The following is a 22,581-nucleotide window of genomic DNA, read 5'->3' as shown; positions in this document are numbered from 1 at the left end:
CAACGGCGGAGGGAAACTGCACCGGCAGATTGACCACCCCGGGCGGCACCTACGCCACAACGCTCGTGCCATGACAGCCACGGATGACACCTGCGCCGGCGATACGGACGACGGCGGGGGAGGGCCGCCGCCGGCGAACTCCCTCGCAGGTCGTCCGGCCTGTATGCCGCGCGGGAACGGGTGGTGCGCGGGCGCGAGGACGGCGTACGCATATGCCCATACGCCCCCACACCGTGACCAGCCGAGCGCCCACGCGTTGGTCAAGAAAAAGTTGACCACATAGGGCCGCTTTCGCGGCCCAATTCCTTTCAACGCCGGTTCGAGAGGCTTGTTCATGGCCGACCACGCAACCCACGACGCCCAGGCCCGGGCCAGCCTGCACTTGCTGGTGCGGGACATCGAGCGGGTCCGCCGCCAGGTGGACGCGCTGCGCACGCTCACCGCCCAGCTGGGCAACGTCTACCGCCCGCGCCGCTCCGGCCCGTCCACGGGCTTCGTCGTCTACGGGCGCGCGCCCGCCCCGACGGTCCGCCTCGCCCAGGAACTCCGGGACAGCGTCGAAACCCTGGTCACGGCCGCCGTGGACTTCGACCGCTCACTCGGCTTCTCCTGGGACGCGGTGGGCTCGGCACTCGGGGTCACCAAGCAGGCGGTGCACCGCCGTTACGGCGCCCGTCGCGCCGCGACCCAGGCTGCCGCCGAGGCCGACCGCGCCACGGAGCCCAACGGCACGCGCACGCTCAACGTGACCGCCGGCCTGCCCACGATGCCGACGGTGCCGACGGTCCCCGCGGCCCGCTCCATGCCGACGCAGCCGACGGCGGGCAGCCCGACGCTCCGCGACGAGGCACGGCCGACGGCCTTCCCCGGCCCGCGCAACGGCTGACCCGCCCGCACACCCTGCCCTCCCGGGAGTCCTCCGGGAGGGCAACCGTACGCCGCTCCTGCCTGCCGAACCACCGTCACTGGTGGCAGCCGTACACCGTTCCCGCCTGTCGGCCCCCCGCTCGTCCGCGGGCAGCCCTCAGCCGATGTCCGGTGGATCGACCCGCACCCGCACCGGCTCCCCGCTCCCCCGCGCCATCCGTGCCGCCTGAGCGGTCTTCAGGGCAGCGGCCAGCGCGGTCCCGCTGCCCGGCGGCACCCGGACGAGTGCCCGCTCCCAGTGCTCCCCGGGGGGCGGCGCACCGGGCCTGCGGGCCCGGCCCGGCAGCGTGGGCGGCACCGGCACAGGACCCAACACCTCCGCGTCCGGCGGCAGTTCGACAGCCGACAGGAACTCGGCGACCGCGGTCGGCGTCCCGGACACGGCCGCCATCCTCGACACCGGCGGAAACCCCAGCTCGGCCCGCTCGGCCAGCTCGCGCACCGCATGCCCCACGGGGTCCCAGCGCACCAGCGCCTGCACGGGCCTGAGGGTCGGCTCGGCGACGACGACCACGGTCCCGCGCTCCGTCTGCGGCCGCACCAGCGCCCCGGCCGCGATCCACCGGCGCAGCGCGTCCTCTCCGGCCCGCAGATCGGGCCGCCCGAGCATCGCCCAGCCGTCCAGCAGCAGGGCGGCGGCATAACCGCCCTCGGCGACGGGCTCGGCCCCTGGGGTGCTCACGACCAGGGCGGGCGCGCCCGGCACGGTGTCCAGTACGTGTTCCCGCCCCGAGGTGCGCACCGGTACGGCGGGAAAGGCCCGCCCCAGCTCCTCGGCGGTCCGGCGCGCCCCGACGACCTGCGCCCGCAGCCGGAAGCCCCCGCACTCGGGGCAGTGCCAGGCGCTCTCCTCGCGACCGCACCAGTCGCACAGCAGCGCGCCCGCGTCCTGGGCCTGCAGCGGTCCGGCGCAGTGCCGGCAGCGGGCGGGCGCCCGGCACTGGGCGCAGGCCAGGCGCGGCACATAGCCCCGCCGGGGCACCTGCACCAGCACCGGCCCGTGCTGGAGCCCCTCACGGACCACCTGCCAGGCGAGGGTGGGCAGCCGGGCCGCACGGGCGGCCTCGTCGCGGGCCAGGTCGTCGTCCCCGACCGTACGCACCACGGGCGCGGCCCGCCGCACCTGCTCCCGCGCGGCGACCAGGGGCCGCGCCCAGCCGCTCTCCACCAGCTGCGCGGCTTCGACGGTGCAGCTCCAGCTCCCCACCAGGAACGCACACTTGTCCAGGCCCGCCCGCAGCAGGAGCACATCGCGCGCGTGCGGCTGAGGAGCGTGCTGCTCGCTGTGGCTGTCGTCCCCGTCGTCCCAGATGGCGACGAGCCCCAGGTCCTGCACGGGGGCGAACATGGCCGCCCGCGTCCCGACCACGGCCCGTACGGCTCCCCGCCGCACCGCGAGCCACTGCGCGTACCGCTTCTCGGGGCCGGCGTCCGCCGTGAGCAGCACATGCCGCCCCTCGCCGAGCAGCTCGGTGAGCGCGGCATCGACCCGCGTGGCGGCCCGTCCGTCCGGTACGACGACGAGCGCGCCGCGTCCCGAGGCGAGCGTCGCCGCGACGGCCCGGGCCAGCTCCTCGCTCCACAGCGGCCCCGGCAGGGCGTTCCACACGGCCCTGGGTGCTCCCCCCGAGGCCAGCGACTCCAGGTAGGCGGCTCCGTGCTCGTACCGCGCCCAGGATCCGGTGCCGGGGGCGGCCGGTGCCGGCAGGGGTGCGGGCGACGGCCGCCGCTCGGCGCGGGCACTGCGCGGCGGCACGGCCAGCTGGAGCACATCGGCGAGGCTTCCCGCGTACCGGTCGGCGACGGCCCGCGCGAGCCCGAGCAACTCCTCGCTCAGCACCGGCTCGGGCGACACGACCTGGGCGAGAGCGGCCAGCGGCCCCGAGTAGTCGGACTCGGCCCGGCGCTCGATGAGGAATCCGTCGATGAGCCCGCCGCCCTCGCGGCGCCCCTCGCGCACCCGGTGCCGCCCGGCCCCGAACCGCACCCGCACCCTGACCCCGGGCTGCGCCTCGGCGTCCAGCTCCTCGGGCACGGCGTAGTCGAAGTACCGATCCAAGTGCAGCACGCCCTTGTCCACGAGCACGCGGGCGACGGGCCGGTCCTTGGCGAGGGCGGCGCCGCGCCAGGTGCGCGGCTTGGCCCGCGGCACCTTGGCCTCGCGCACGCTCTCGCGGATGAGCGCGAGCTGTTCCGGCGGCGCGCCCTCGGCGCCGCGGTCCCCCTGCCCGTTCTCGCTGCTCACGCTTGCATTCTTACCAAACGGCACTGACAGAGGAGCCGGCCGCCGACGCCCGCCCGAGATCCCGGTCGGCAGCGGGGTGCCGTTCGGCGCTTCTGCCTTGGGCCGCTCGGCCATACCGGTCCGCATGGGGCCGGCAGCAGGATTCGAACCTGCGAGGGGACAACCCGGAAGTACCCGCGTCCTTCGCACCGGGCGGGCGTCGGCCTCCCGAGATCTGTTCGGCAGCGGCGAGCACGTTCCAGATTCACCGCACGCACGAGGCGCGCTCCACCGAAGTAACCGCAGCCGGCGCACCGGGAGATCATCACCGTAGAGGGCCGGCGGCCCCCGGTGCGAGCCGTTTTCCGGTCCTGCCGGGGATGCCCCGGACACGCCGGAGATGCCACGGACGCCGGAAACACCCCGGGACACGTCGAGGCCCGGCTCCCCGAGGGGGAACCGGGCCTCGACGAGAAGAGCCGTGCCGTGCCTACAGGCCCACGGCCTCACGCAGGGCGTCCACGCGGTCCGTGCGCTCCCAGGTGAAGTCGGACAGCTCGCGGCCGAAGTGGCCGTACGCCGCCGTCTGGGCGTAGATCGGGCGCAGCAGGTCGAGGTCGCGGATGATCGCGGCCGGACGGAGGTCGAAGACCTGGTCGATCGCCTTCTCGATCTTCTCGGTCTCGACCTTGTTGGTACCGAAGGTCTCCACGAACAGACCCACCGGCTCGGCCTTGCCGATGGCGTAGGCGACCTGGACCTCGCAGCGCGAGGCCAGCCCCGCCGCCACGACGTTCTTGGCGACCCAGCGCATCGCGTACGCCGCGGAACGGTCCACCTTGGACGGGTCCTTGCCCGAGAAGGCGCCGCCACCGTGACGGGCCATGCCGCCGTAGGTGTCGATGATGATCTTCCGGCCGGTCAGACCCGCGTCACCCATCGGGCCGCCGATCTCGAAACGCCCGGTCGGGTTGACCAGCAGACGGTAGCCCTCGGTGTCCAGCTTGATGCCGTCCTCCAGGAGCGCCTTCAGCTCCGGCTCGACGACGAACTCGCGGATGTCGGGAGCCAGCAGCGACTCCAGGTCGATGTCGCTGGCGTGCTGCGAAGAGACCACCACGGTGTCGAGACGCACGGCCTTGTCGCCGTCGTACTCGATGGTGACCTGCGTCTTGCCGTCCGGGCGCAGGTAGGGGATCGTGCCGTTCTTGCGGACCTCGGACAGCCGCTTCGACAGACGGTGCGCCAGGAAGATCGGCAGCGGCATCAGGGTCGGCGTCTCGTCGGAGGCGTAGCCGAACATCAGGCCCTGGTCGCCCGCGCCCTGGCGGTCGAGCTCGTCCTCGTCACCCTCGACCCGGTTCTCGTAGGCCGTGTCGACGCCCTGCGCGATGTCCGGGGACTGTGCGCCGATCGACACCGACACGCCGCAGGAGGCGCCGTCGAAGCCCTTCTTCGAGGAGTCGTAGCCGATCTCCAGGATCTTGCTGCGGACCAGGGTCGCGATGTCCGCGTAGGCCTTGGTCGTGACCTCGCCGGCCACGTGCACCAGGCCGGTGGTGATCAGGGTTTCGACGGCGACCCGGGAGGTCGGGTCCTCGCGCAGAAGCGCGTCGAGAATGGTGTCGCTGATCTGGTCAGCGATCTTGTCGGGGTGACCCTCGGTCACGGACTCCGAGGTGAACAAGCGACGGGACACAACGCTCCCTGGGGTTGCAGCGGCTGCTGGCTGATCATTTGCGGACGGGCACAGGGCTGCGCCTGGCGTCGTCCGAGAACAGTTTACGGGTCGCACCGTGCCACCGGCCCACCTGTCTCGCCTCTCGGGAGCGCTGTGACCTGCGGCACGGGCATTCTGCACAATGCCGGTGACCTTGGCCAGAGGGCACCACGCGACATTGCCGGGTCCGACGGCCTGCGGGAAACACCCGCCGAACGGCCGAAACTCTTCGCCCCGGACGGCGGAACCCGATCAGCCCAGCCGGGCGGACACCAGGTCCCAGACGATGTCGGCGAGGGCTTCTTTCGGGCCATGCGGTACGGGGGTCTCACTGCCGTCGGCACCCAGCACGACGGCCTCGTTCTCCTCGGAACCGAAGGTCTTGCGCTCCCCCACCTCGTTCACCACGAGCAGGTCACAGCCCTTGCGGGCCAGCTTTGCGCGGCCGTTGGCCAGGACGTCGTCCGTCTCGGCGGCGAACCCGACGACCACCTGTCCCGGGCGGGCCCGGTCGGCCGAGATCTCCGCGAGGATGTCCGGATTCCGCACCAGCACGATCGGGGCGGGGTCCTGGCCGTCCTTCTTCTTGATCTTCCCGGCCGCGTACGTCGACGGGCGGAAGTCGGCCACGGCGGCGGCCATGACGACGGCGTCGGCGTCCGCCGCGGCCTTCAGGACCGCTTCACGCAGTTGAACGGCCGTACCCACGGGGACGACGTCGACTCCGGCCGGGTCCGGCAGTCCGGCGTTGGCCGCGATCAGGGTCACCCGGGCGCCGCGGGCCGCGGCCGTACGGGCGAGGGCGTAGCCCTGCTTGCCGGAGGAGCGGTTGCCGAGGAAGCGGACGGGGTCGAGGGGCTCGCGCGTGCCGCCTGCCGAGACGACGACGTGGCGGCCGGCGAGGTCCGGCTCGGTGACACCCCGGGCGAGCACACGGCGGCAGGCCTCGAAGATCTCCGTCGGGTCGGGCAGCCGGCCCTTGCCGGTGTCGACACCGGTGAGGCGGCCGACGGCGGGCTCGATGACGACGGCGCCGCGGCGGCGCAGCGTGGCGACGTTCTCCTGGGTGGCGGGGTGCTCCCACATCTCGGTGTGCATCGCGGGCGCGAACACGACCGGGCAGCGGGCGGTGAGGAGTGTGTTGGTCAGCAGGTCGTCGGCGAGGCCGTGGGCGGCCTTGGCGAGCATGTCGGCGGTGGCCGGGGCCACCACGACCAGGTCGGCCTGCTGGCCGATGCGGACGTGCGGGACCTCGTGGACGTCGTCCCAGACCTCGGTGGAGACCGGGTTGCCGGACAGGGCCGACCAGGTGGCGGCGCCCACGAAGTGCAGCGCGGAGGCGGTGGGCACCACGCGCACGTCATGGCCCGACTCCGTGAACCTTCTGAGCAGCTCACAGGCCTTGTACGCGGCGATTCCGCCACTGACCCCCAGCACGACCCTCGGCTTGTCCACCGTCTCTCCCCTGCTCGGCACGCTCGGCGGCGTACGAGACCACACCTACGAGACCATCACACACCACAGGCCCGGCAGACGTGCTGCCGGGCCTGTGGATAAAGCTACTGCGTTCTGAAAGTACTACTGCGCCGGGCCCTCGATGGCCTCGGAGGTCAGCAGACCCGCGTTGATCTCACGCAGGGCGATCGAGAGCGGCTTCTCGTGCACGTGGGTGTCCACGAGCGGACCGACGTACTCGAGGAGACCTTCGCCGAGCTGCGAGTAGTACGCGTTGATCTGGCGGGCACGCTTGGCCGCGTAGATCACGAGGCTGTACTTCGAGTCGGTGGCCTCGAGAAGCTCGTCGATCGGCGGGTTGATGATGCCCTCGGGCGCGGTGATGGAAGAGGACACGCTCTACCTTCCGATGGATGGGAAAGAATCAGTCGGTGGGACCGGTGTACGTGCACTTGCGTGCAGCAGTCACGATCACACAACGTCCATCAAGGCTAGCAGCTCGCTCGCCACGTCCTTGACGGAGGTGTTGACCAGGGTCTCGTCGAACTCCGGCTCGGCCGCCAGCTCGGTCCTGGCCGCCTCCAGGCGGCGCTCGATGACCTCGGGCGGCTCGGTGCCCCGGCCGGTGAGCCTGCGCACCAGCTCCTCCCAGGAGGGCGGAGCCAGGAACACCAGCTGCGCGTCGGACATCGACTCGCGGACCTGGCGGGCACCCTGGAGGTCGATCTCCAGCAGGACGGGCTCGCCCTTCTCCAGCCGCTCCAGCACGGCCGCACGGGGCGTGCCGTAGCGGTTGCCGGCGAACTCGGCCCACTCCAGCAGCTCGCCGTTGGCGATCAGCTTGTCCATCTCGTCGTCGGTGACGAAGAAGTAGTGGACTCCGTGCCGCTCGCCGGGTCGCGGCTTGCGGGTGGTCGCCGATACCGAGAGCCAGACCTCGGGGTGTTCCTTGCGCATATGGGCGACGACCGTGCTCTTGCCGACCCCGGAGGGGCCGGAGAGCACGGTCAGCCGCGGACGTTCACTCATGCAGCGATTATTCCAGCAATCCCGGAGTGCCCGGGACTCCCGGTCCGGCTGCGGCCGGACTCAGGCGCCGGTGCTGCCGAACTCACGCTCCAGCGAAGCGATCTGGTTGGAACCGAGACCGCGCACGCGGCGGCTCTCGGAGATGCCCAGACGCTCCATGATCTGCTTGGCGCGGACCTTGCCCACGCCCGGCAGCGACTCGAGCAGGGCGGAGACCTTCATCTTGCCGATGACGTCGTTTTCCTGGCCCTGCTTGATGACCTCGTGCAGGGAGGCGCCGGAGTGCTTGAGTCGATTCTTGACCTCGGCCCGCTCCCGGCGAGCCGCGGCGGCCTTTTCGAGCGCGGCTGCGCGCTGTTCAGGGGTAAGGGGCGGAAGAGCCACGCCTACGTCACCTCGGATGTCGAACTGTCGGATACGGACCGGTGAGGAACCTAGTCGCCCCACACCTGGGGAGCTACGAGCAACACGCTGCCCGTTCTCCCCCACTGCCTTGAGGGCGTGGGAGGTGCCCCCACTGCTCGGAGACTAGCGGGCAAGTCCGCCAGAGTCAGCGAGAACTCCGGAAAAGTACTGGTCAGCCGCCGTCAGGACGGACATTTGAGACAAATTGCCCTCGATTTGAGGATGTATTCACACTCAAGTCGCCCCGGCACCCTCCCGCCGGGGCGTCCCGCGGACACCTCAGCCGCCGGTGGCGGCGGTCCGGATCTCCTCCGCGAAGCGCTCCGTGGCCGAGCGCAGCGCCCCGACGTCGGGACCGTGCCGCAGCACACCCCGGCTGACGTTCGGGACGACGTTGCGCACCGCGGCTCCGAAGACCTTGGGAAGGTCGGCCGGGGTCGCCCCCTGTGCCCCGACTCCGGGCGCCAGCAGCGGACCGTTGATGTCCAGGTCGTACGTGGACAGGTCGCCCACGGTGGCGCCGACGACTGCTCCGAAGGAGCCCAGCGGCTCCTCGCCCGCGTTCTCGGCGGCCAGGTGGGCGAGCATGGTCGCGCCCACCGTGCGCCCGTCGGCACGGACCGCGTGCTGGACCTCTGGGCCCTCCGGGTTCGAGGTCAGGGCCAGGACGAACAGCCCGGCGCCGCTCTGCCTGGCCAGCGCGACCGCAGGGCTGAGCGAGCCGTAGCCGAGGTAGGGCGAGACGGTCAGGGCGTCGGAGAACAGCGGGGCGTCCGGGTGCAGGAAGGCCTCGGCGTACCCGGCCATGGTCGAGCCGATGTCGCCCCGCTTGGCGTCCATGACGACCAGGGTGCCGGCTGCCCGCGCCTCCTGGACCGCCTTCTCCAGGACGGCGACGCCGCGCGAGCCGAACCGCTCGAAGAAGGCGCTCTGCGGCTTCATGACGGCGACCCGGTCGGCCACCGCCTCCACGACCGTGCGGCTGAACCGCTCCAGACCGGCCACGTCGTCGTTCAGACCCCACTCGGCGAGCAGCGAGGCGTGCGGGTCGATGCCGACGCACAGCGGGCCGCGCTCGTCCATCGCGCGGCGCAAACGGGCTCCGAAGGGCTCGTACGAGGTCATGCGGGCTTCCTCACGTCGGCGCCGACGGCGTCGGCGAGGGTGGCGTACGGGCTGGTGCGCAGGCGCGCGGCGAGGCCCTTGTGGATCGCGCGGCACCAGAACGGGCCCTCGTAGATGAAGGCGCTGTAGCCCTGGACCAGCGTGGCACCGGCCAGGATGCGCTGCCAGGCGTCCTCGGCGGTCTCGATGCCGCCCACGCCCACCAGGGTGATCCGGTCGCCCACGCGCGCGTACAGGCGGCGCAGGACCTCCAGGGAGCGTGCCTTCAGGGGCGCGCCGGAGAGCCCGCCGGTCTCCTTCACCAGCGAGGGGCCGGACTTCAGGCCGAGGCTCTCGCGGGCGATGGTCGTGTTGGTGGCGATGATGCCGTCCAGGCCCAGCTCCACGGCCAGGTCGGCGACCGCGTCGATGTCCTCGTCGGCGAGGTCGGGGGCGATCTTCACCAGCAGCGGGACGCGCCGGTTGGCCACCGTACGGTCGGCGGCCTCGCGGACGGCGCCGAGCAGCGGGCGCAGCGCCTCGGTGGCCTGCAGGTTGCGCAGGCCCGGCGTGTTCGGCGAGGAGACGTTCACGACCAGGTAGTCGGCGTACGGCGCGAGCCGCTCGGCGGACTTCACGTAGTCGCCGACGGCCTCCGCCTCCGGGACGGCCTTGGTCTTGCCGATGTTGACGCCGACGACGGTCCTGAAGACGGCCTCGCGGGAAGCCAGACGCGCGGCGACCGTGAGGGAGCCGTCGTTGTTGAAGCCCATGCGGTTGATCAGCGCCCGGTCGGCGACGAGCCGGAACAGCCGTTTCTTCGGGTTGCCGGGCTGGGCCTCGCCGGTGACCGTGCCGATCTCGACGTGGTCGAAGCCCAGCATCGACATGCCGTCGACGGCGACCGCGTTCTTGTCGAAGCCGGCGGCCAGCCCGAAGGGGCCGTGCATGCGCAGCCCGAAGGCCTCGGTGCGCAGTTCCTTGTACCGGGGGGCGAGCACGGCCGCGACGAAGGTGCGCAGCACGGGGATGCGGACGGCGAGGCGGATCCAGCGGAAGGCCAGGTGGTGGGCCTGCTCCGGGTCCATCCTCCGGAAGACGAGGCGGAAGAAGAGGTGGTACATCGAATGTCCTCACACGGAGGGGGGACACCGTTTCCGGAGTCCCCCCTCGTAGGCAGCGGAGCGGGATCCGCGCCCCTGGGGGCGCGGGGCGGGCTCGGCATGCGGCTTCGCCGCGTGGGCGCGACCGGCCGCAGACGGCCCGCGGTGTGCAATCGTCCTCTGGGCGACGCGTTAGTCGCGGGCCGCGGTCAGGAGTTCCGCGTGTTCCTGCAGCGAGCGGACGCCCACGTCGCCGTGGTTGAGGGCGTCGATGCCCTGGACCGCCGCCGCGAGCGCCTGGACGGTCGTGAGGCAGGGCACGGAGCGCGCCACGGCCGCCGTACGGATGTCGTAGCCGTCGAGACGGCCGCCGGTGCCGTACGGGGTGTTGACGATGAGGTCGACCTCGCCGTCGTGGATGAGCTGGACGATGGTCCGCTCGCCGTTCGGGCCCGTGCCCTCGGACTGCTTGCGCACGACGGTGGCGTTGATGCCGTTGCGCTTGAGGACCTCGGCCGTGCCGGAGGTGGCGAGCAGCTCGAAGCCGTGCGCGACCAGCTCGCGGGCCGGGAAGATCATCGAGCGCTTGTCGCGGTTGGCGACGGAGATGAAGGCGCGGCCCTTGGTGGGCAGCGGGCCGTAGGCGCCCGCCTGCGACTTGGCGTAGGCCGTGCCGAAGACGGAGTCGATGCCCATGACCTCGCCGGTGGAGCGCATCTCCGGGCCCAGGACGGTGTCGACGCCGCGGCCGTGGATGTCGCGGAAGCGCGACCACGGCATGACGGCCTCCTTGACGGAGATCGGCGCGTCCAGCGGCAGCTCGCCGCCGTCGCCGGTCCGCGGCAGCAGGCCCTCGGCGCGCAGCTCGGCGATGGTCGCGCCCAGCGAGATGCGGGCGGCGGCCTTGGCGAGCGGCACCGCGGTCGCCTTCGAGGTGAAGGGGACGGTCCGGGAGGCGCGCGGGTTGGCCTCCAGGACGTAGAGGATGTCGCCCGCCATCGCGAACTGGATGTTGATCAGGCCGCGCACGCCGACGCCCTTGGCGATGGCCTCGGTGGAGGCGCGCAGGCGCTTGATGTCGAAGCCGCCCAGCGTGATCGGGGGCAGGGCGCACGCCGAGTCGCCGGAGTGGATGCCGGCCTCCTCGATGTGCTCCATGACGCCGCCGAGGTACAGCTCCTCACCGTCGTACAGGGCGTCGACGTCGATCTCGATGGCGTCGTCCAGGAAGCGGTCGACGAGGACCGGCCGGGAGGGGCTGATCTCGGTCGACTCGGCGATGTAGGAGGCGAGGCGGGTCTCGTCGTAGACGATCTCCATGCCGCGCCCGCCCAGGACGTAGGACGGGCGGACCAGGACCGGGTAGCCGATCTCGTCGGCGATGGCCTTGGCCTCGGCGAAGGTGGTCGCCGTGCCGTGCTTGGGCGCCGGCAGGCCGGCCTCGGCGAGGACGCGGCCGAAGGCGCCGCGGTCCTCGGCGGCGTGGATCGCCTCGGGCGAGGTGCCCACGATCGGCACGCCGTTGTCCTTCAGGGCCTGTGCGAGGCCCAGCGGGGTCTGGCCGCCCAGCTGCACGACCACGCCCGCGATCGGGCCCGCGAGGGACTCCGCGTGGACGATCTCCAGCACGTCCTCCAGCGTCAGCGGCTCGAAGTACAGCCGGTCGGAGGTGTCGTAGTCGGTGGAGACGGTCTCCGGGTTGCAGTTGACCATCACGGTCTCGTACCCGGCGTCGGACAGCGCGAAGGAGGCGTGGACGCACGAGTAGTCGAACTCGATGCCCTGGCCGATGCGGTTCGGGCCGGAGCCCAGGATGATCACCGCGGGCTTCTCGCGGGGCGCGACCTCGCTCTCCTCGTCGTAGGAGGAGTAGAAGTACGGCGTCCTCGCGGCGAACTCGGCGGCGCAGGTGTCGACCGTCTTGTAGACCGGGCGGATGCCGAGGGCGTGCCGGACCTCGCGGACGACGTCCTCGGGCAGCCCGCGGATCTCGCCGACCTGCTGGTCGGAGAAGCCGTGCCGCTTGGCCTCGGCGAGCAGGCCGGCGGTCAGCTCGGGCGCCTCGGCCAGCTCGTCCGCGATCTCCTTGATCAGGAAGAGCTGGTCCACGAACCACGGGTCGATCTTCGTGTGCTCGAAGACCTCCTTCGGCGTGGCACCGGCGCGGATGGCCTGCATGACCGTGTTGATCCGGCCGTCGGTGGGACGCACGGCCTCGCGCAGCAGGGCGTCCTTGTCACCCGTCTCGCCGACGAAGGTGAACTGGCTGCCCTTCTTCTCCAGCGAGCGCAGCGCCTTCTGGAAGGCCTCGGTGAAGTTGCGGCCGATGGCCATGGCCTCGCCGACCGACTTCATGGTGGTGGTCAGCGTGGAGTCGGCCTGCGGGAACTTCTCGAAGGCGAAGCGCGGGGCCTTGACGACCACGTAGTCGAGCGTGGGCTCGAAGGAGGCCGGGGTCTCCTTGGTGATGTCGTTCGGGATCTCGTCCAGGGTGTAGCCGACGGCCAGCTTGGCGGCGATCTTGGCGATCGGGAAGCCGGTCGCCTTGGAGGCGAGCGCCGAGGAGCGCGAGACGCGCGGGTTCATCTCGATGACGATCACGCGACCGTCCTCGGGGTTCACCGCGAACTGGATGTTGCAGCCGCCGGTGTCGACACCGACCTCGCGGATGATCGCGATGCCGACGTCGCGCAGCACCTGGTACTCGCGGTCGGTGAGCGTCATCGCGGGCGCGACGGTGATCGAGTCGCCGGTGTGCACGCCCATGGGGTCGAAGTTCTCGATGGAGCAGACGACCACAACGTTGTCGTGCTTGTCGCGCATCAGCTCCAGCTCGTACTCCTTCCAGCCGAGGATGGACTCCTCCAGGAGCACCTCGGTGGTCGGCGAGAGGGTGAGGCCCTGGCCCGCGATGCGGCGCAGCTCCTCCTCGTCGTGCGCGAAGCCGGAGCCGGCGCCGCCCATGGTGAAGGACGGGCGGACGACGACGGGGTAGCCGCCGAGCGTGTCGACGCCCGCGAGCACGTCGTCCATGCTGTGGCAGATGACCGAGCGGGCGGACTCACCGTGGCCGATCTTGGCGTTGACGGCCTCGACGACGCCCTTGAAGAGTTCGCGGTCCTCGCCCTTGTGGATCGCCTCGGGCTTGGCGCCGATCAACTCGACGCCGTACTTCTCCAGGACACCGTTCTCGTGCAGCGAGATGGCGGTGTTCAGGGCCGTCTGGCCGCCCAGGGTGGGCAGCAGGGCGTCGGGGCGCTCCTTGGCGATGATCTTCTCGACGAACTCGGGGGTGATCGGCTCCACGTAGGTGGCGTCGGCGATCTCCGGGTCGGTCATGATCGTCGCCGGGTTGGAGTTGACCAGGACGACCCTGAGGCCCTCGGCGCGCAGGATGCGGCACGCCTGGGTGCCGGAGTAGTCGAACTCGGCGGCCTGGCCGATGACGATCGGGCCGGAGCCGATGACCAGGACGGACTGGATATCGGTGCGCTTAGGCACGCTGGCCCTCCATCAGGGATACGAAACGGTCGAAGAGGTAGGCGGCGTCGTGCGGGCCCGCTGCCGCTTCGGGGTGGTACTGGACGGAGAAGGCCGGCTGGTCGAGCAGGTGCAGCCCCTCCACGACGTCGTCGTTGAGGCAGACGTGGGAGACCTCGGCACGCCCGAACCTCGTCTCGCTGACCTTGTCGAGCGGCGCGTCCACGGCGAAGCCGTGGTTGTGCGCGGTGACCTCCACCTTGCCGGTCGTACGGTCCTGCACCGGCTGGTTGATGCCCCGGTGGCCGTACTTCAGCTTGTAGGTGCCGAAGCCGAGGGCGCGGCCGAGGATCTGGTTGCCGAAGCAGATGCCGAACAGCGGGGTCCTGCGCTCCAGGACGGCGGTCATCAGGGCCACCGGGCCGTCGGCCGTGGCCGGGTCGCCGGGACCGTTGGAGAAGAAGACGCCGTCCGGGGCGACGGCGTAGATGTCGTCCGGCGTGGCCGTCGCGGGGAGCACGTGCACCTCGATGCCGCGCTCGGCCATCCGGTGCGGGGTCATGCCCTTGATGCCGAGGTCGACGGCGGCGACGGTGAACTTCTTCTCGCCGATCGCGGGGACGACGTACGCCTCCTTGGTCGCGACCTCCTCGTAGAGGCTCGCGCCCTTCATGTGCGGCTGGGCCTGCACGCGCTCGACCAGCTCGCCCGTGTCGGCGATCGCCTCGCCGGAGAAGATGCCGGCGCGCATGGAGCCGCGCTCGCGCAGGTGGCGGGTGAGGGCGCGGGTGTCGATCCCGGAGATGCCGACCACGCCCTGGGCGACCAGCTCGTCGTCCAGGGAGCGCTTGGCGCGCCAGTTGGAGGGCACGCGCGCGGGGTCGCGGACGACGTAGCCGGAGACCCAGATGCGGCGGGACTCGTCGTCCTCGTCGTTCCAGCCGGTGTTGCCGATCTGCGGGGCGGTCGCGACGACGATCTGGCGGTCGTACGACGGGTCGGTCAGGGTCTCCTGGTAGCCGGTCATGCCGGTGGAGAACACGGCCTCGCCGAAGGTCTCCCCCACGGCCCCGTAGGCGCGGCCGCGGAAGGTGCGGCCGTCCTCCAGGACGAGTACGGCGGGAACCTTGGCGGCTCCCCTGGTGGAGGTCGTCATCGTGCGCCTTCCGTGTCGTTGATCATGTGGTTCAGGGTGTCGACCCATTCGGTGTGCTCGGCCGCGTGGTCGGAGCGGAAGCCGGAGTCGATCAGCTTGTCGCCGTGCTCCCAGGTCACCACCAGCAGTCCGCCCTCGGTGAGGACCTTGCCGGCGATGCCCTTGTCCAGCCGGGCCTCGCGCAGCGCGCCGACGGGGACGAAGAAGTCCCTCGCCCCGGGGCGTACGACCTCCAGGCCCGCGTCCGTGAGGGTCAGCTCGGCGCGGCTGCGGGTGCCGAGGCCATGGGCCACGATGCGGTCCAGCCACTGCCCGGCCGTGGTCGAGCCGTGGTAGCGGCCGCTCATCGTCAGTCTGGCCGCACCGGGCTCGTCCGGCGCGCTGGGCAGCTCGGGAAGGTCGCTCTGGAGCGTGCCGCGCCAGGTCCAGCCCTCGCGCATCAGCCAGTAGATGAGCGCGACGAAGAGCGCGAGGCCGACGAGCCAGCCGATGCGGGCTCCCCAGTGGGTGACCTCGGCCGACTTCTCGGCCTCGGCCAGCAGGATTACAGGTGTCACGTGAGCTTCCCGTCGACGAGCGTCGCCTTGCCCCGCAGCCACGTGTGGGTGACACGGCCCGGCAGCGCGCGTCCCTCGTACGGGGTGTTGCGGCTGCGCGAGGCGAAGCCCGCGGGGTCCACCTGGCCACGGTATGCCGTGTCGACGAGGGTGAGGTTGGCGGGCTCACCGGCCGAGACGGGACGGCCGTGCCCGGTGGCCCGTCCGATCTGCGCGGGCTTGACGGACATACGGTCGGCGACGCCGGCCCAGTCCAGCAGGCCCGTGTCGACCATGGTCTCCTGGACCACCGACAGCGCGGTCTCCAGGCCCACCATGCCCATGGCGGCCGCGGCCCACTCGCAGTCCTTGTCCTCGTGCGGGTGCGGGGCGTGGTCGGTGGCGACGATGTCGATCGTGCCGTCGGCGAGCGCCTCGCGCAGGGCGTGCACGTCGCGCTCGGTGCGCAGCGGCGGGTTGACCTTGTAGACCGGGTTGTACGTGCGCACCATCTCGTCCGTCAGGAGCAGGTGGTGCGGGGTGACCTCGGCGGTGACGTCGATGCCGCGGGACTTGGCCCAGCGGACGATCTCCACCGAGCCGGCGGTCGACAGGTGGCAGATGTGGACGCGGGAGCCGACGTGCTCGGCGAGCAGGACGTCCCGGGCGATGATCGACTCCTCGGCGACGGACGGCCAGCCGCCCAGGCCCAGCTCGGCGGAGACGACGCCCTCGTTCATCTGGGCGCCCTCGGTCAGCCGGGGCTCCTGCGCGTGCTGGGCGACGACACCGCCGAAGGCCTTCACGTACTCCAGCGCCCGCCGCATGATCACGGCGTCGTCCACGCACTTGCCGTCGTCGGAGAAGACGGTGACGCCGGCGGCGGACTCGTGCATGGCGCCCAGCTCGGCGAGCTTCCTGCCCTCCAGGCCGACGGTGACGGCACCGATGGGCTGCACGTCGCAGTAGCCGTGCTCCTGGCCGAGCCGCCAGACCTGCTCGACCACACCGGCGGTGTCGGCGACCGGGAAGGTGTTGGCCATGGCGAAGACCGACGTGTAGCCGCCGCTCGCGGCCGCCCGGGTGCCGGTGAGCACGGTCTCGGAGTCCTCGCGGCCCGGCTCGCGCAGGTGGGTGTGCAGGTCGACCAGGCCCGGCAGCAGCACCTTGCCGGCGGCCTCGACCACCTCGGCGCCCTCGGCGGACAGCCCGGTGCCCACCTCGGCGATGGTCTCGCCGTCGATCAGTACGTCCTGCGGTTCGCCGCCGAGCACCTTCGCACCACGGATCAGGATCTTGCTCATGGGTCTTACTTCTCCTCGGTACGGGATTCGGAGGCGGGCGCGGGGCCCCTCGATTCGGGGGCGGTGGCGGGCGACGGGTGGGCGACGGCGGGCTCGTTGCCACCGAGCAGCAGGTACAGGACGGCCATCCGGATGGAGACGCCGTTGGCGACCTGCTCGACGACGGTGCAGCGCTCGGAGTCGGCGACCTCGGCGGTGATCTCCATGCCGCGGACCATCGGCCCGGGGTGCATCACGATGGCGTGCTCGGGCATCCTCGCCATGCGGTCGCCGTCGAGGCCGTAGCGCCGCGAGTACTCGCGCTCGGTCGGGAAGAAGGCGGCGTTCATGCGCTCACGCTGGACGCGGAGCATCATCACCGCGTCGGACTTGGGCAGCGTGCTGTCGAGGTCGTACGACACCTCGCACGGCCAGGTCCCGACGCCGACCGGCACCAGGGTGGGCGGGGCGACCAGGGTGACCTCGGCGCCGAGGGTGTGCAGCAGGTCCACGTTGGAGCGGGCGACGCGGCTGTGCAGGACGTCGCCGACGAGGGTGATCCGCTTGCCGGACAGGTCCTTGCCGAGGCCGGCGTCCCTGCCGACGAGCCGGCGGCGCATGGTGAAGGCGTCGAGGAGGGCCTGGGTGGGGTGCTGGTGGGTGCCGTCGCCGGCGTTGATGACGGCGGCGTCGATCCAGCCGGAGTTGGCGAGGCGGTAGGGGGCCCCGGAGGCGCCGTGCCGGATGACGACGGCGTCGACGCCCATGGCCTCCAGGGTCTGGGCGGTGTCCTTCAGGGACTCGCCCTTGGAGACGCTGGAGCCCTTGGCGGTGAAGTTGATGACGTCCGCGGACAGCCGCTTCTCGGCGGCCTCGAAGGAGATCCGCGTGCGGGTGGAGTCCTCGAAGAAGAGGTTGACGATCGTGCGGCCGCGCAGGGTCGGCAGCTTCTTGATCGGCCGGTCGGCGACCCGGGCCATCTCCTCGGCGGTGTCGAGGATCAGGACGGCGTCGTCGCGGGTGAGGTCGGCGGCCGAGATGAGATGACGCTGCATCTGTCAGGCTCCGTAAGGCAGTTCATTCGGGATCCGGGGGTCCGGGGGATGTCCCCAGCGGGCACAGTGGGGCAAACCGGTACACGTGTCGGCACGCCGAAGCGGCCGTGCGCGCCCGACTTGCTACTGGCCGGTCGGCTTCACACCGAGCAGCACGGTGTCGCGACCGTCCTCCTCGGCGAGCTGGACCTTGACCGTCTCCCGCAGCGACGTGGGGAGGTTCTTGCCGACGTAGTCGGCGCGGATGGGCAGTTCGCGGTGGCCGCGGTCGACCAGGACCGCGAGCTGGACCGCGCGCGGGCGCCCGATGTCGTTCAGTGCGTCGAGGGCGGCGCGGATGGTGCGGCCCGAGAAGAGCACGTCGTCGACGAGGACGACCAGACGGCCGTCGATGCCGTCACCGGGGATCTCGGTGCGGGCCAGCGCACGCGGCGGGTGCATGCGCAGGTCGTCGCGGTACATGGTGATGTCGAGCGAGCCGACGGGGACCTTGCGGTCGGTGATCTGCTCCAGCTTCGCGGCGAGCCGCTGGGCGAGGAAGACGCCGCGGGTCGGAATGCCGAGGAGCACCACGTCGTCGGCGCCCTTGGCGCGCTCGACGATCTCGTGGGCGATACGGGTCAGCACCCGTGCGATGTCAGGGCCTTCCAGAACGGGCCGTGCATCGGACGCGGGCTGTTGTGCATGCGTGTCCATATGAAACGGACCTCCTTCTCCGCCTCACGGGACGGACCTTAAAGGACGTCGGATTTGCGCCATCCACCGTAGCAGGTCCCCGGCGCACCCCGATCACCCACTTGGCGCAATCGGCAGCCACTACCACGGAAGAGTCGGGGTGGACCATTCGGCTTGACGCAGGAGAGTCACGCTGCGTAACCTCACAGTGAGTTACCAGCCGCGCGGCGGGAATCCCAGCCGACCGCGTCGACACAGTGTCCGGGGAGCTATATGTCCAGCGAATACGCCAAACAGCTCGGGGCCAAGCTCCGGGCCATCCGCACCCAGCAGGGCCTTTCCCTCCACGGTGTCGAGGAGAAGTCACAGGGTCGCTGGAAGGCCGTGGTGGTCGGTTCGTACGAGCGCGGTGACCGCGCCGTGACCGTGCAGCGCCTGGCCGAACTGGCCGATTTCTATGGTGTCCCGGTGCAGGAGCTGCTTCCGGGCACCACGCCGGGCGGCGCCGCCGAGCCGCCGCCGAAGCTGGTCCTCGACCTGGAGCGGCTGGCCACCGTGCCCGCCGAGAAGGCGGGTCCCCTGCAGCGGTACGCGGCGACCATCCAGTCGCAGCGCGGCGACTACAACGGCAAGGTACTGTCGATCCGCCAGGACGACCTGCGCACACTCGCCGTCATCTACGACCAGTCCCCCTCGGTGCTCACCGAGCAGCTGATCAGCTGGGGTGTTCTCGACGCGGACGCGCGCCGCGCCGTGGCCACGCACGAAGAGGCCTGAGCCCGCTCAGCACCACAGCAGAAACGTGCCGCCGGGGTGGCCGGAACCATAGGGGTCCGGGCGCCCCGGCGGCGTTTTTGCGCCTGCCGTGCACCCGCGCGGCGCCTGCGCAGACCGACCGCCCGTGCGGCACAGGTGCACACCGACCGCCCGGGCGCCGTGCGGCGCAGCGCAGGCGAGCCGCCCGTCCGGCACAGGTGCACACCGACCGCCGGTGCCGCCGCGCAGCCCACGCGTACGCCGGCGGCCGCCGGTGCACCGTGCGGCGCATACACATGCCGTTCGCCGGTGCGGCGTGGCGAAGGAGCACCCTCCAGGGGCGCGGGAACTGCGCGAACGGCCCCGCACGGCCCGCAGCGGCCCCTCTGCCGCACTCGGACGGCGTCAGGGCACACCAACGCCGGAGGGCCTGCAGCAAGCGCACGCTGCAGGCCCTCCGGCGTTTGTCGTACCGCGGCTCACGCCTCGCGGCGCAGCGTCGGCTTCAGCTCCTTCAGACGGCCCAGCAGGCCGTTCACGAACGAGGGCGAGTCGTCCGTGGAGAACTCCTTCGCCAGCTGCACCATCTCGTCCAGGACGACGGCGTCCGGAGTCTCGTCCACCCAGATCAGCTCGTACGCGCCCAGACGCAGGATGTTCCGGTCGACGACCGGCATCCGGTCGAGCGTCCAGTCGACCGCGTACTGGGCGATCAGCTCGTCGATGCGCTGCACGTGTTCCGCGTAGCCCTCGACCAGCTGCATCGTGTACTCGCTCACCGGCGGCTGCCGGGTGTCGCTCCGGGAGAGCCGGATCCAGTCCGCCAGGACCGTCAGGACGTCGGCGCCGCGCTGGTCGCCCTCGAAGAGGATCTGGAAGGCGCGCTTGCGGGCCGTGTTGCGAGCAGCCACGGTTAGCTGTTCACCCGGCCGAGGTAGTCGCTGGTGCGGGTGTCGACCTTGATCTTCTCGCCGGTGGTGATGAAGAGCGGCACCTGGATCTGGTGGCCGGTCTCCAGCGTGGCGGGCTTGGTGCCGCCGGTGGAGCGGTCACCCTGGACGCCCGGCTCGGTCTCGGCGATGACCAGCTCGACGGCGGCGGGCAGCTCGACGAAGAGGACCTCGCCCTCGTGCTGCGCGACGGTGGCGGTGAAGCCCTCGATCAGGAAGTTGGCGGCGTCGCCGACAGCCTTCTTGTCGATGTGCAGCTGGTCGTAGGTCTCCATGTCCATGAAGACGAAGTACTCGCCGTCCATGTACGAGAACTGCATGTCGCGCTTGTCGACAGTGGCGGTCTCGACCTTGACACCGGCGTTGAAGGTCTTGTCGACCACCTTGCCGGAGAGCACGTTCTTCAGCTTGGTGCGCACGAAGGCCGGGCCCTTGCCGGGCTTGACGTGCTGGAACTCGACGACGGACCAGAGCTGGCCGCCTTCGAGCTTGAGCACCATGCCGTTCTTGAGGTCGTTCGTGGAAGCCACGGTTGCGGAATCTCCTGGACTGACGTACGACCCCGGGGCATGCGCACAGCGCGAGGCTAGAGCGCGAGCAGCTCCTTGGTCGTGATGGTGAGTAGCTCGGGTCCGCCGTCCGCCTCAGGGCGCACGACGAGCGTGTCATCGATCCGGACGCCGCCCCGGCCCGGGAGGTGAACCCCGGGTTCGACGGTGACCGGCACGCAGGCGTCCAGTTTACCCATGGCCGCGGGGGCCAGCTGCGGGTCCTCGTCGATTTCGAGGCCGACGCCGTGTCCGGTCAGCGGAGGAAGGGCTTCCGCATAGCCCGCGGAGTCCAGCACCTGGCGCGCAGCACGGTCGACGTCACGGTAGGCGGCGCCGGGCGCCAGGGACTCGCGCCCGGCGCGCTGGGCTGCGAAGACCAGGTCGTACAGCTCGATCTGCCAGTCGGCGGGCGAGGTGCCGATGACGAAGGTGCGGCCGATCTCGCAGCGGTAGCCGCGATAGGTGGCGCCCAGGCAGACGGAGAGGAAGTCGCCCTCCTCCACACGGCGGTCGGTGGGGCGGTGGCCGCGGCGGCCGGAGTGCGGACCGGTGGCCACGGAGGTCGGGAAGGCCGGCCCGTCGGCGCCGTGGTCGACCAGGCGCCGCTCCAGCTCCAGCGCCAGGTGTCGCTCGGTGCGGCCGACCAGGATCGACTCCAGCAGCTCGCCGAGCGCCTGGTCGGCGATCTCGGCGCCGATCCGCAGGCAGGAGATCTCCTCCTCGTCCTTGACCACCCTGAGCTGCTCGACGGCCGCGCCGAGGTCGGCGAGGCGCAGCCTCGGGGCGACGGAGCACAGGGCCCGGTGCCGGGCGACGGTGAGGTGATGTTCCTCCACGGCGAGGGACTCAGCGCCCTGACCTGCGGCGAGGCCCGCCGCCGCGACCGCGGTGTCGCCGCCGGGCGAGGGCAGGACGTGCAGCGCCAGGGCCTCGTCGGGACGGCCCTCCGTCGGCCGGTCCTCCGGCGGGCCGGCGCAGACCAGCAGATCCTGGCGCCGCCCCAGCAGGAGGACGGCGTTGTGTGGGGCCGCGCCGGCGAGATAGCGCACATTGGCGGGGAGGGAGATGAGCGCAGCCGCGGCGCCGGCCGCGTTGCAGCGCTCCCTGAGCCGGGCCCGGCGGGTCGCGTACACCTCTGACATGAGACGAGCGTAGGAGTTTTGTCCGGCTTGTGCGTATTGGTGAGGGCCGAGTGGGGTCGGAGGGCGGTGCAGTTGTACGCCGGGTGCGGGCCGGCGGGGGGCTTGGCGTGCCGTTCCCCCGCGCGCCTGTGCAGGACCGGTTGCCCCTGTTCACCAGCTCGGCGGGCTGGCTATCGCTCTCGCCAGGACGTCGTCCAGGACCTGGGCCGTGCCGGGGACGTCCAGCTGGGAGTTGTCGATGATCGGCAGGCCCGAGCCGTACCAGCCGGCCATGCGGCCGTGGATGCGGGCCACCTCCTCGTCCGTGAGGCGGCGGTTTCCGCTGCGTTCCGCATTGCGCTCCAGGACGATGTCGAGGCCCGGGAGGAGGACGACCGGGAGCAGGCCGGGGCCGACATGACGCTTCCAGCCACCGAGGCCGACCACGGGGCGGTCCGGGAAGACGGCGTCGTCCAGGATGCAGGAGATGCCGTTGGCCAGGAAGTTCCGCGCGGCGAAACCGCAGGTGCGACGGGCGAGACGGTACTGGGCCTCGGAATTGTCGTTCCACCCCGACTGCGGGTTCGCGTAGCCCGAGCGGACCCACTCGCGTACGTCGTCCAGGCTGATGTGGGCGGTCGGCACCCGGCGCCGGGTGGCCCAGTACTTGGCGACGCTGGTCTTGCCCGCGCCCGCCGGGCCGATCAGCAGCACGGCCAGGGTGGTGGTCGTCGGGTCCGGGACCGGGACGGCGGCCGGGGGTGCGGTGGGCACGCCGACCGGGCCGCCGGGCGGCAGCGGTACATGACCGGTGGTGTCGGGCGTGGGCGGGAAGCCCGGCGCGGGTGGCGTCGGTGGCAGGGGTGCGGGACCCTGGGGGGCTCCCGGGTGCGGGCCCGGGTGGTGTGCGGCCGGCGCCCAGCCGGCCTGCGGTCCCTGCCCCGGCTGGTGGGGCGGCGGCAGCGGAGGCCCCACTGCGTGCTGCATCCGTTGCCACTCCATCTCGTACACACATTTGGTGCTGGGAGGCGGGTACGAGGCCCGCTCCCTA

At 71.5% G+C, this 22,581-nt stretch carries 20 protein-coding genes; 2 read left to right on the top strand and 18 right to left on the bottom strand.

Annotation, left to right across the window (positions count from 1 at the left end; genetic code table 11):
* Positions 1-334 precede the first annotated feature (334 nt).
* Complete coding sequence (locus tag ACFZCP_RS15405) at positions 335-886, top strand: hypothetical protein (protein ID WP_391427533.1); 552 nt, start codon at positions 335-337, stop codon at positions 884-886.
* A gap of 138 nt (positions 887-1,024) precedes the next feature.
* Here ACFZCP_RS15405 and ACFZCP_RS15400 read toward each other — a convergent pair whose 3' ends face one another.
* From ACFZCP_RS15400 to pyrR, 14 genes are all read right to left on the bottom strand, one after another.
* Positions 1,025-3,172: a primosomal protein N' gene (locus ACFZCP_RS15400; protein ID WP_391427531.1), complete on the bottom strand. Its 2,148-nt coding sequence runs from the start codon at positions 3,170-3,172 to the stop codon at positions 1,025-1,027.
* Between the two features lie 469 nt (positions 3,173-3,641).
* Positions 3,642-4,850 (bottom strand): methionine adenosyltransferase, encoded by a 1,209-nt coding sequence (metK, locus tag ACFZCP_RS15395; RefSeq protein WP_391427529.1) that lies wholly within the window; start codon positions 4,848-4,850, stop codon positions 3,642-3,644.
* A 273-nt stretch (positions 4,851-5,123) separates the two neighbouring features.
* Positions 5,124-6,326, bottom strand: a complete 1,203-nt coding sequence (gene coaBC, locus ACFZCP_RS15390; protein WP_391427527.1) for a bifunctional phosphopantothenoylcysteine decarboxylase/phosphopantothenate--cysteine ligase CoaBC — start codon at positions 6,324-6,326, stop codon at positions 5,124-5,126.
* Positions 6,327-6,449: 123 nt separating this feature from the next.
* Positions 6,450-6,722: a DNA-directed RNA polymerase subunit omega gene (rpoZ, locus tag ACFZCP_RS15385; protein WP_005319902.1), complete on the bottom strand. Its 273-nt coding sequence runs from the start codon at positions 6,720-6,722 to the stop codon at positions 6,450-6,452.
* Between the two features lie 75 nt (positions 6,723-6,797).
* Positions 6,798-7,355 carry a guanylate kinase gene (gmk, locus tag ACFZCP_RS15380; protein ID WP_362686865.1) on the bottom strand — a complete coding sequence of 186 codons (558 nt, stop codon included), beginning with the start codon at positions 7,353-7,355 and terminating at the stop codon, positions 6,798-6,800.
* A 60-nt stretch (positions 7,356-7,415) separates the two neighbouring features.
* Entirely contained in the window at positions 7,416-7,739 is a 324-nt protein-coding gene (locus tag ACFZCP_RS15375; RefSeq protein WP_026246651.1) for an integration host factor, read from the bottom strand.
* 300 nt (positions 7,740-8,039) lie between these two features.
* On the bottom strand, positions 8,040-8,885 hold the full coding sequence (gene pyrF / locus ACFZCP_RS15370; protein WP_362686862.1) for an orotidine-5'-phosphate decarboxylase: 846 nt from the start codon (positions 8,883-8,885) through the stop codon (positions 8,040-8,042).
* Positions 8,882-9,988, bottom strand: coding sequence for a quinone-dependent dihydroorotate dehydrogenase (locus ACFZCP_RS15365; protein ID WP_391427523.1), 1,107 nt, complete (start codon positions 9,986-9,988; stop codon positions 8,882-8,884). The genes pyrF and ACFZCP_RS15365 overlap by 4 nt, the downstream gene beginning before the upstream one ends.
* A gap of 171 nt (positions 9,989-10,159) precedes the next feature.
* Positions 10,160-13,468, bottom strand: a complete 3,309-nt coding sequence (carB, locus tag ACFZCP_RS15360) for a carbamoyl-phosphate synthase large subunit (protein WP_391427521.1) — start codon at positions 13,466-13,468, stop codon at positions 10,160-10,162.
* Positions 13,461-14,603 (bottom strand): glutamine-hydrolyzing carbamoyl-phosphate synthase small subunit, encoded by a 1,143-nt coding sequence (gene carA / locus ACFZCP_RS15355; protein ID WP_391427519.1) that lies wholly within the window; start codon positions 14,601-14,603, stop codon positions 13,461-13,463. Before carA ends, carB begins: the two co-directional genes overlap by 8 nt.
* Complete coding sequence (locus tag ACFZCP_RS15350) at positions 14,600-15,160, bottom strand: hypothetical protein (protein ID WP_391427517.1); 561 nt, start codon at positions 15,158-15,160, stop codon at positions 14,600-14,602. Before ACFZCP_RS15350 ends, carA begins: the two co-directional genes overlap by 4 nt.
* Positions 15,157-16,443, bottom strand: coding sequence for a dihydroorotase (locus ACFZCP_RS15345; RefSeq protein ID WP_391427515.1), 1,287 nt, complete (start codon positions 16,441-16,443; stop codon positions 15,157-15,159). Before ACFZCP_RS15345 ends, ACFZCP_RS15350 begins: the two co-directional genes overlap by 4 nt.
* Positions 16,444-16,448: 5 nt before the next feature.
* Positions 16,449-17,477: an aspartate carbamoyltransferase catalytic subunit gene (locus ACFZCP_RS15340; RefSeq protein ID WP_391427513.1), complete on the bottom strand. Its 1,029-nt coding sequence runs from the start codon at positions 17,475-17,477 to the stop codon at positions 16,449-16,451.
* Positions 17,478-17,600: 123 nt separating this feature from the next.
* Positions 17,601-18,173, bottom strand: coding sequence for a bifunctional pyr operon transcriptional regulator/uracil phosphoribosyltransferase PyrR (gene pyrR / locus ACFZCP_RS15335; protein ID WP_391427511.1), 573 nt, complete (start codon positions 18,171-18,173; stop codon positions 17,601-17,603).
* Between the two features lie 252 nt (positions 18,174-18,425).
* Between pyrR and bldD the strand changes: the two genes are divergently transcribed.
* Positions 18,426-18,929 (top strand): transcriptional regulator BldD, encoded by a 504-nt coding sequence (bldD, locus tag ACFZCP_RS15330; RefSeq protein WP_014671524.1) that lies wholly within the window; start codon positions 18,426-18,428, stop codon positions 18,927-18,929.
* Positions 18,930-19,387: 458 nt separating this feature from the next.
* On the opposite strand, the gene nusB is transcribed toward bldD, so the two are convergent.
* From nusB to ACFZCP_RS15310, 4 genes are all read right to left on the bottom strand, one after another.
* A complete protein-coding gene (gene nusB, locus ACFZCP_RS15325; protein ID WP_362686837.1) occupies positions 19,388-19,819 on the bottom strand; it encodes a transcription antitermination factor NusB in 432 nt (143 codons plus the stop codon).
* A 2-nt stretch (positions 19,820-19,821) separates the two neighbouring features.
* Positions 19,822-20,388, bottom strand: coding sequence for an elongation factor P (gene efp, locus ACFZCP_RS15320; protein ID WP_391427508.1), 567 nt, complete (start codon positions 20,386-20,388; stop codon positions 19,822-19,824).
* 56 nt (positions 20,389-20,444) lie between these two features.
* Positions 20,445-21,551: a M24 family metallopeptidase gene (locus ACFZCP_RS15315; protein WP_391427506.1), complete on the bottom strand. Its 1,107-nt coding sequence runs from the start codon at positions 21,549-21,551 to the stop codon at positions 20,445-20,447.
* 150 nt (positions 21,552-21,701) lie between these two features.
* The gene (locus ACFZCP_RS15310; protein WP_391427504.1) at positions 21,702-22,517 is read right to left on the bottom strand and encodes a Pro-rich N-terminal domain-containing protein; all 816 of its coding nucleotides are present in this window, start codon (positions 22,515-22,517) and stop codon (positions 21,702-21,704) included.
* Positions 22,518-22,581: the final 64 nt, after the last annotated feature.

It is taken from the genome of Streptomyces sp. NPDC007971, assembly GCF_042958635.1.
Classification (GTDB): Bacteria; Actinomycetota; Actinomycetes; order Streptomycetales; family Streptomycetaceae; genus Streptomyces.
The sequence above is the reverse complement of the archived record's forward strand: the minus strand, read 5'-3'. Positions and strand labels throughout refer to the sequence as shown.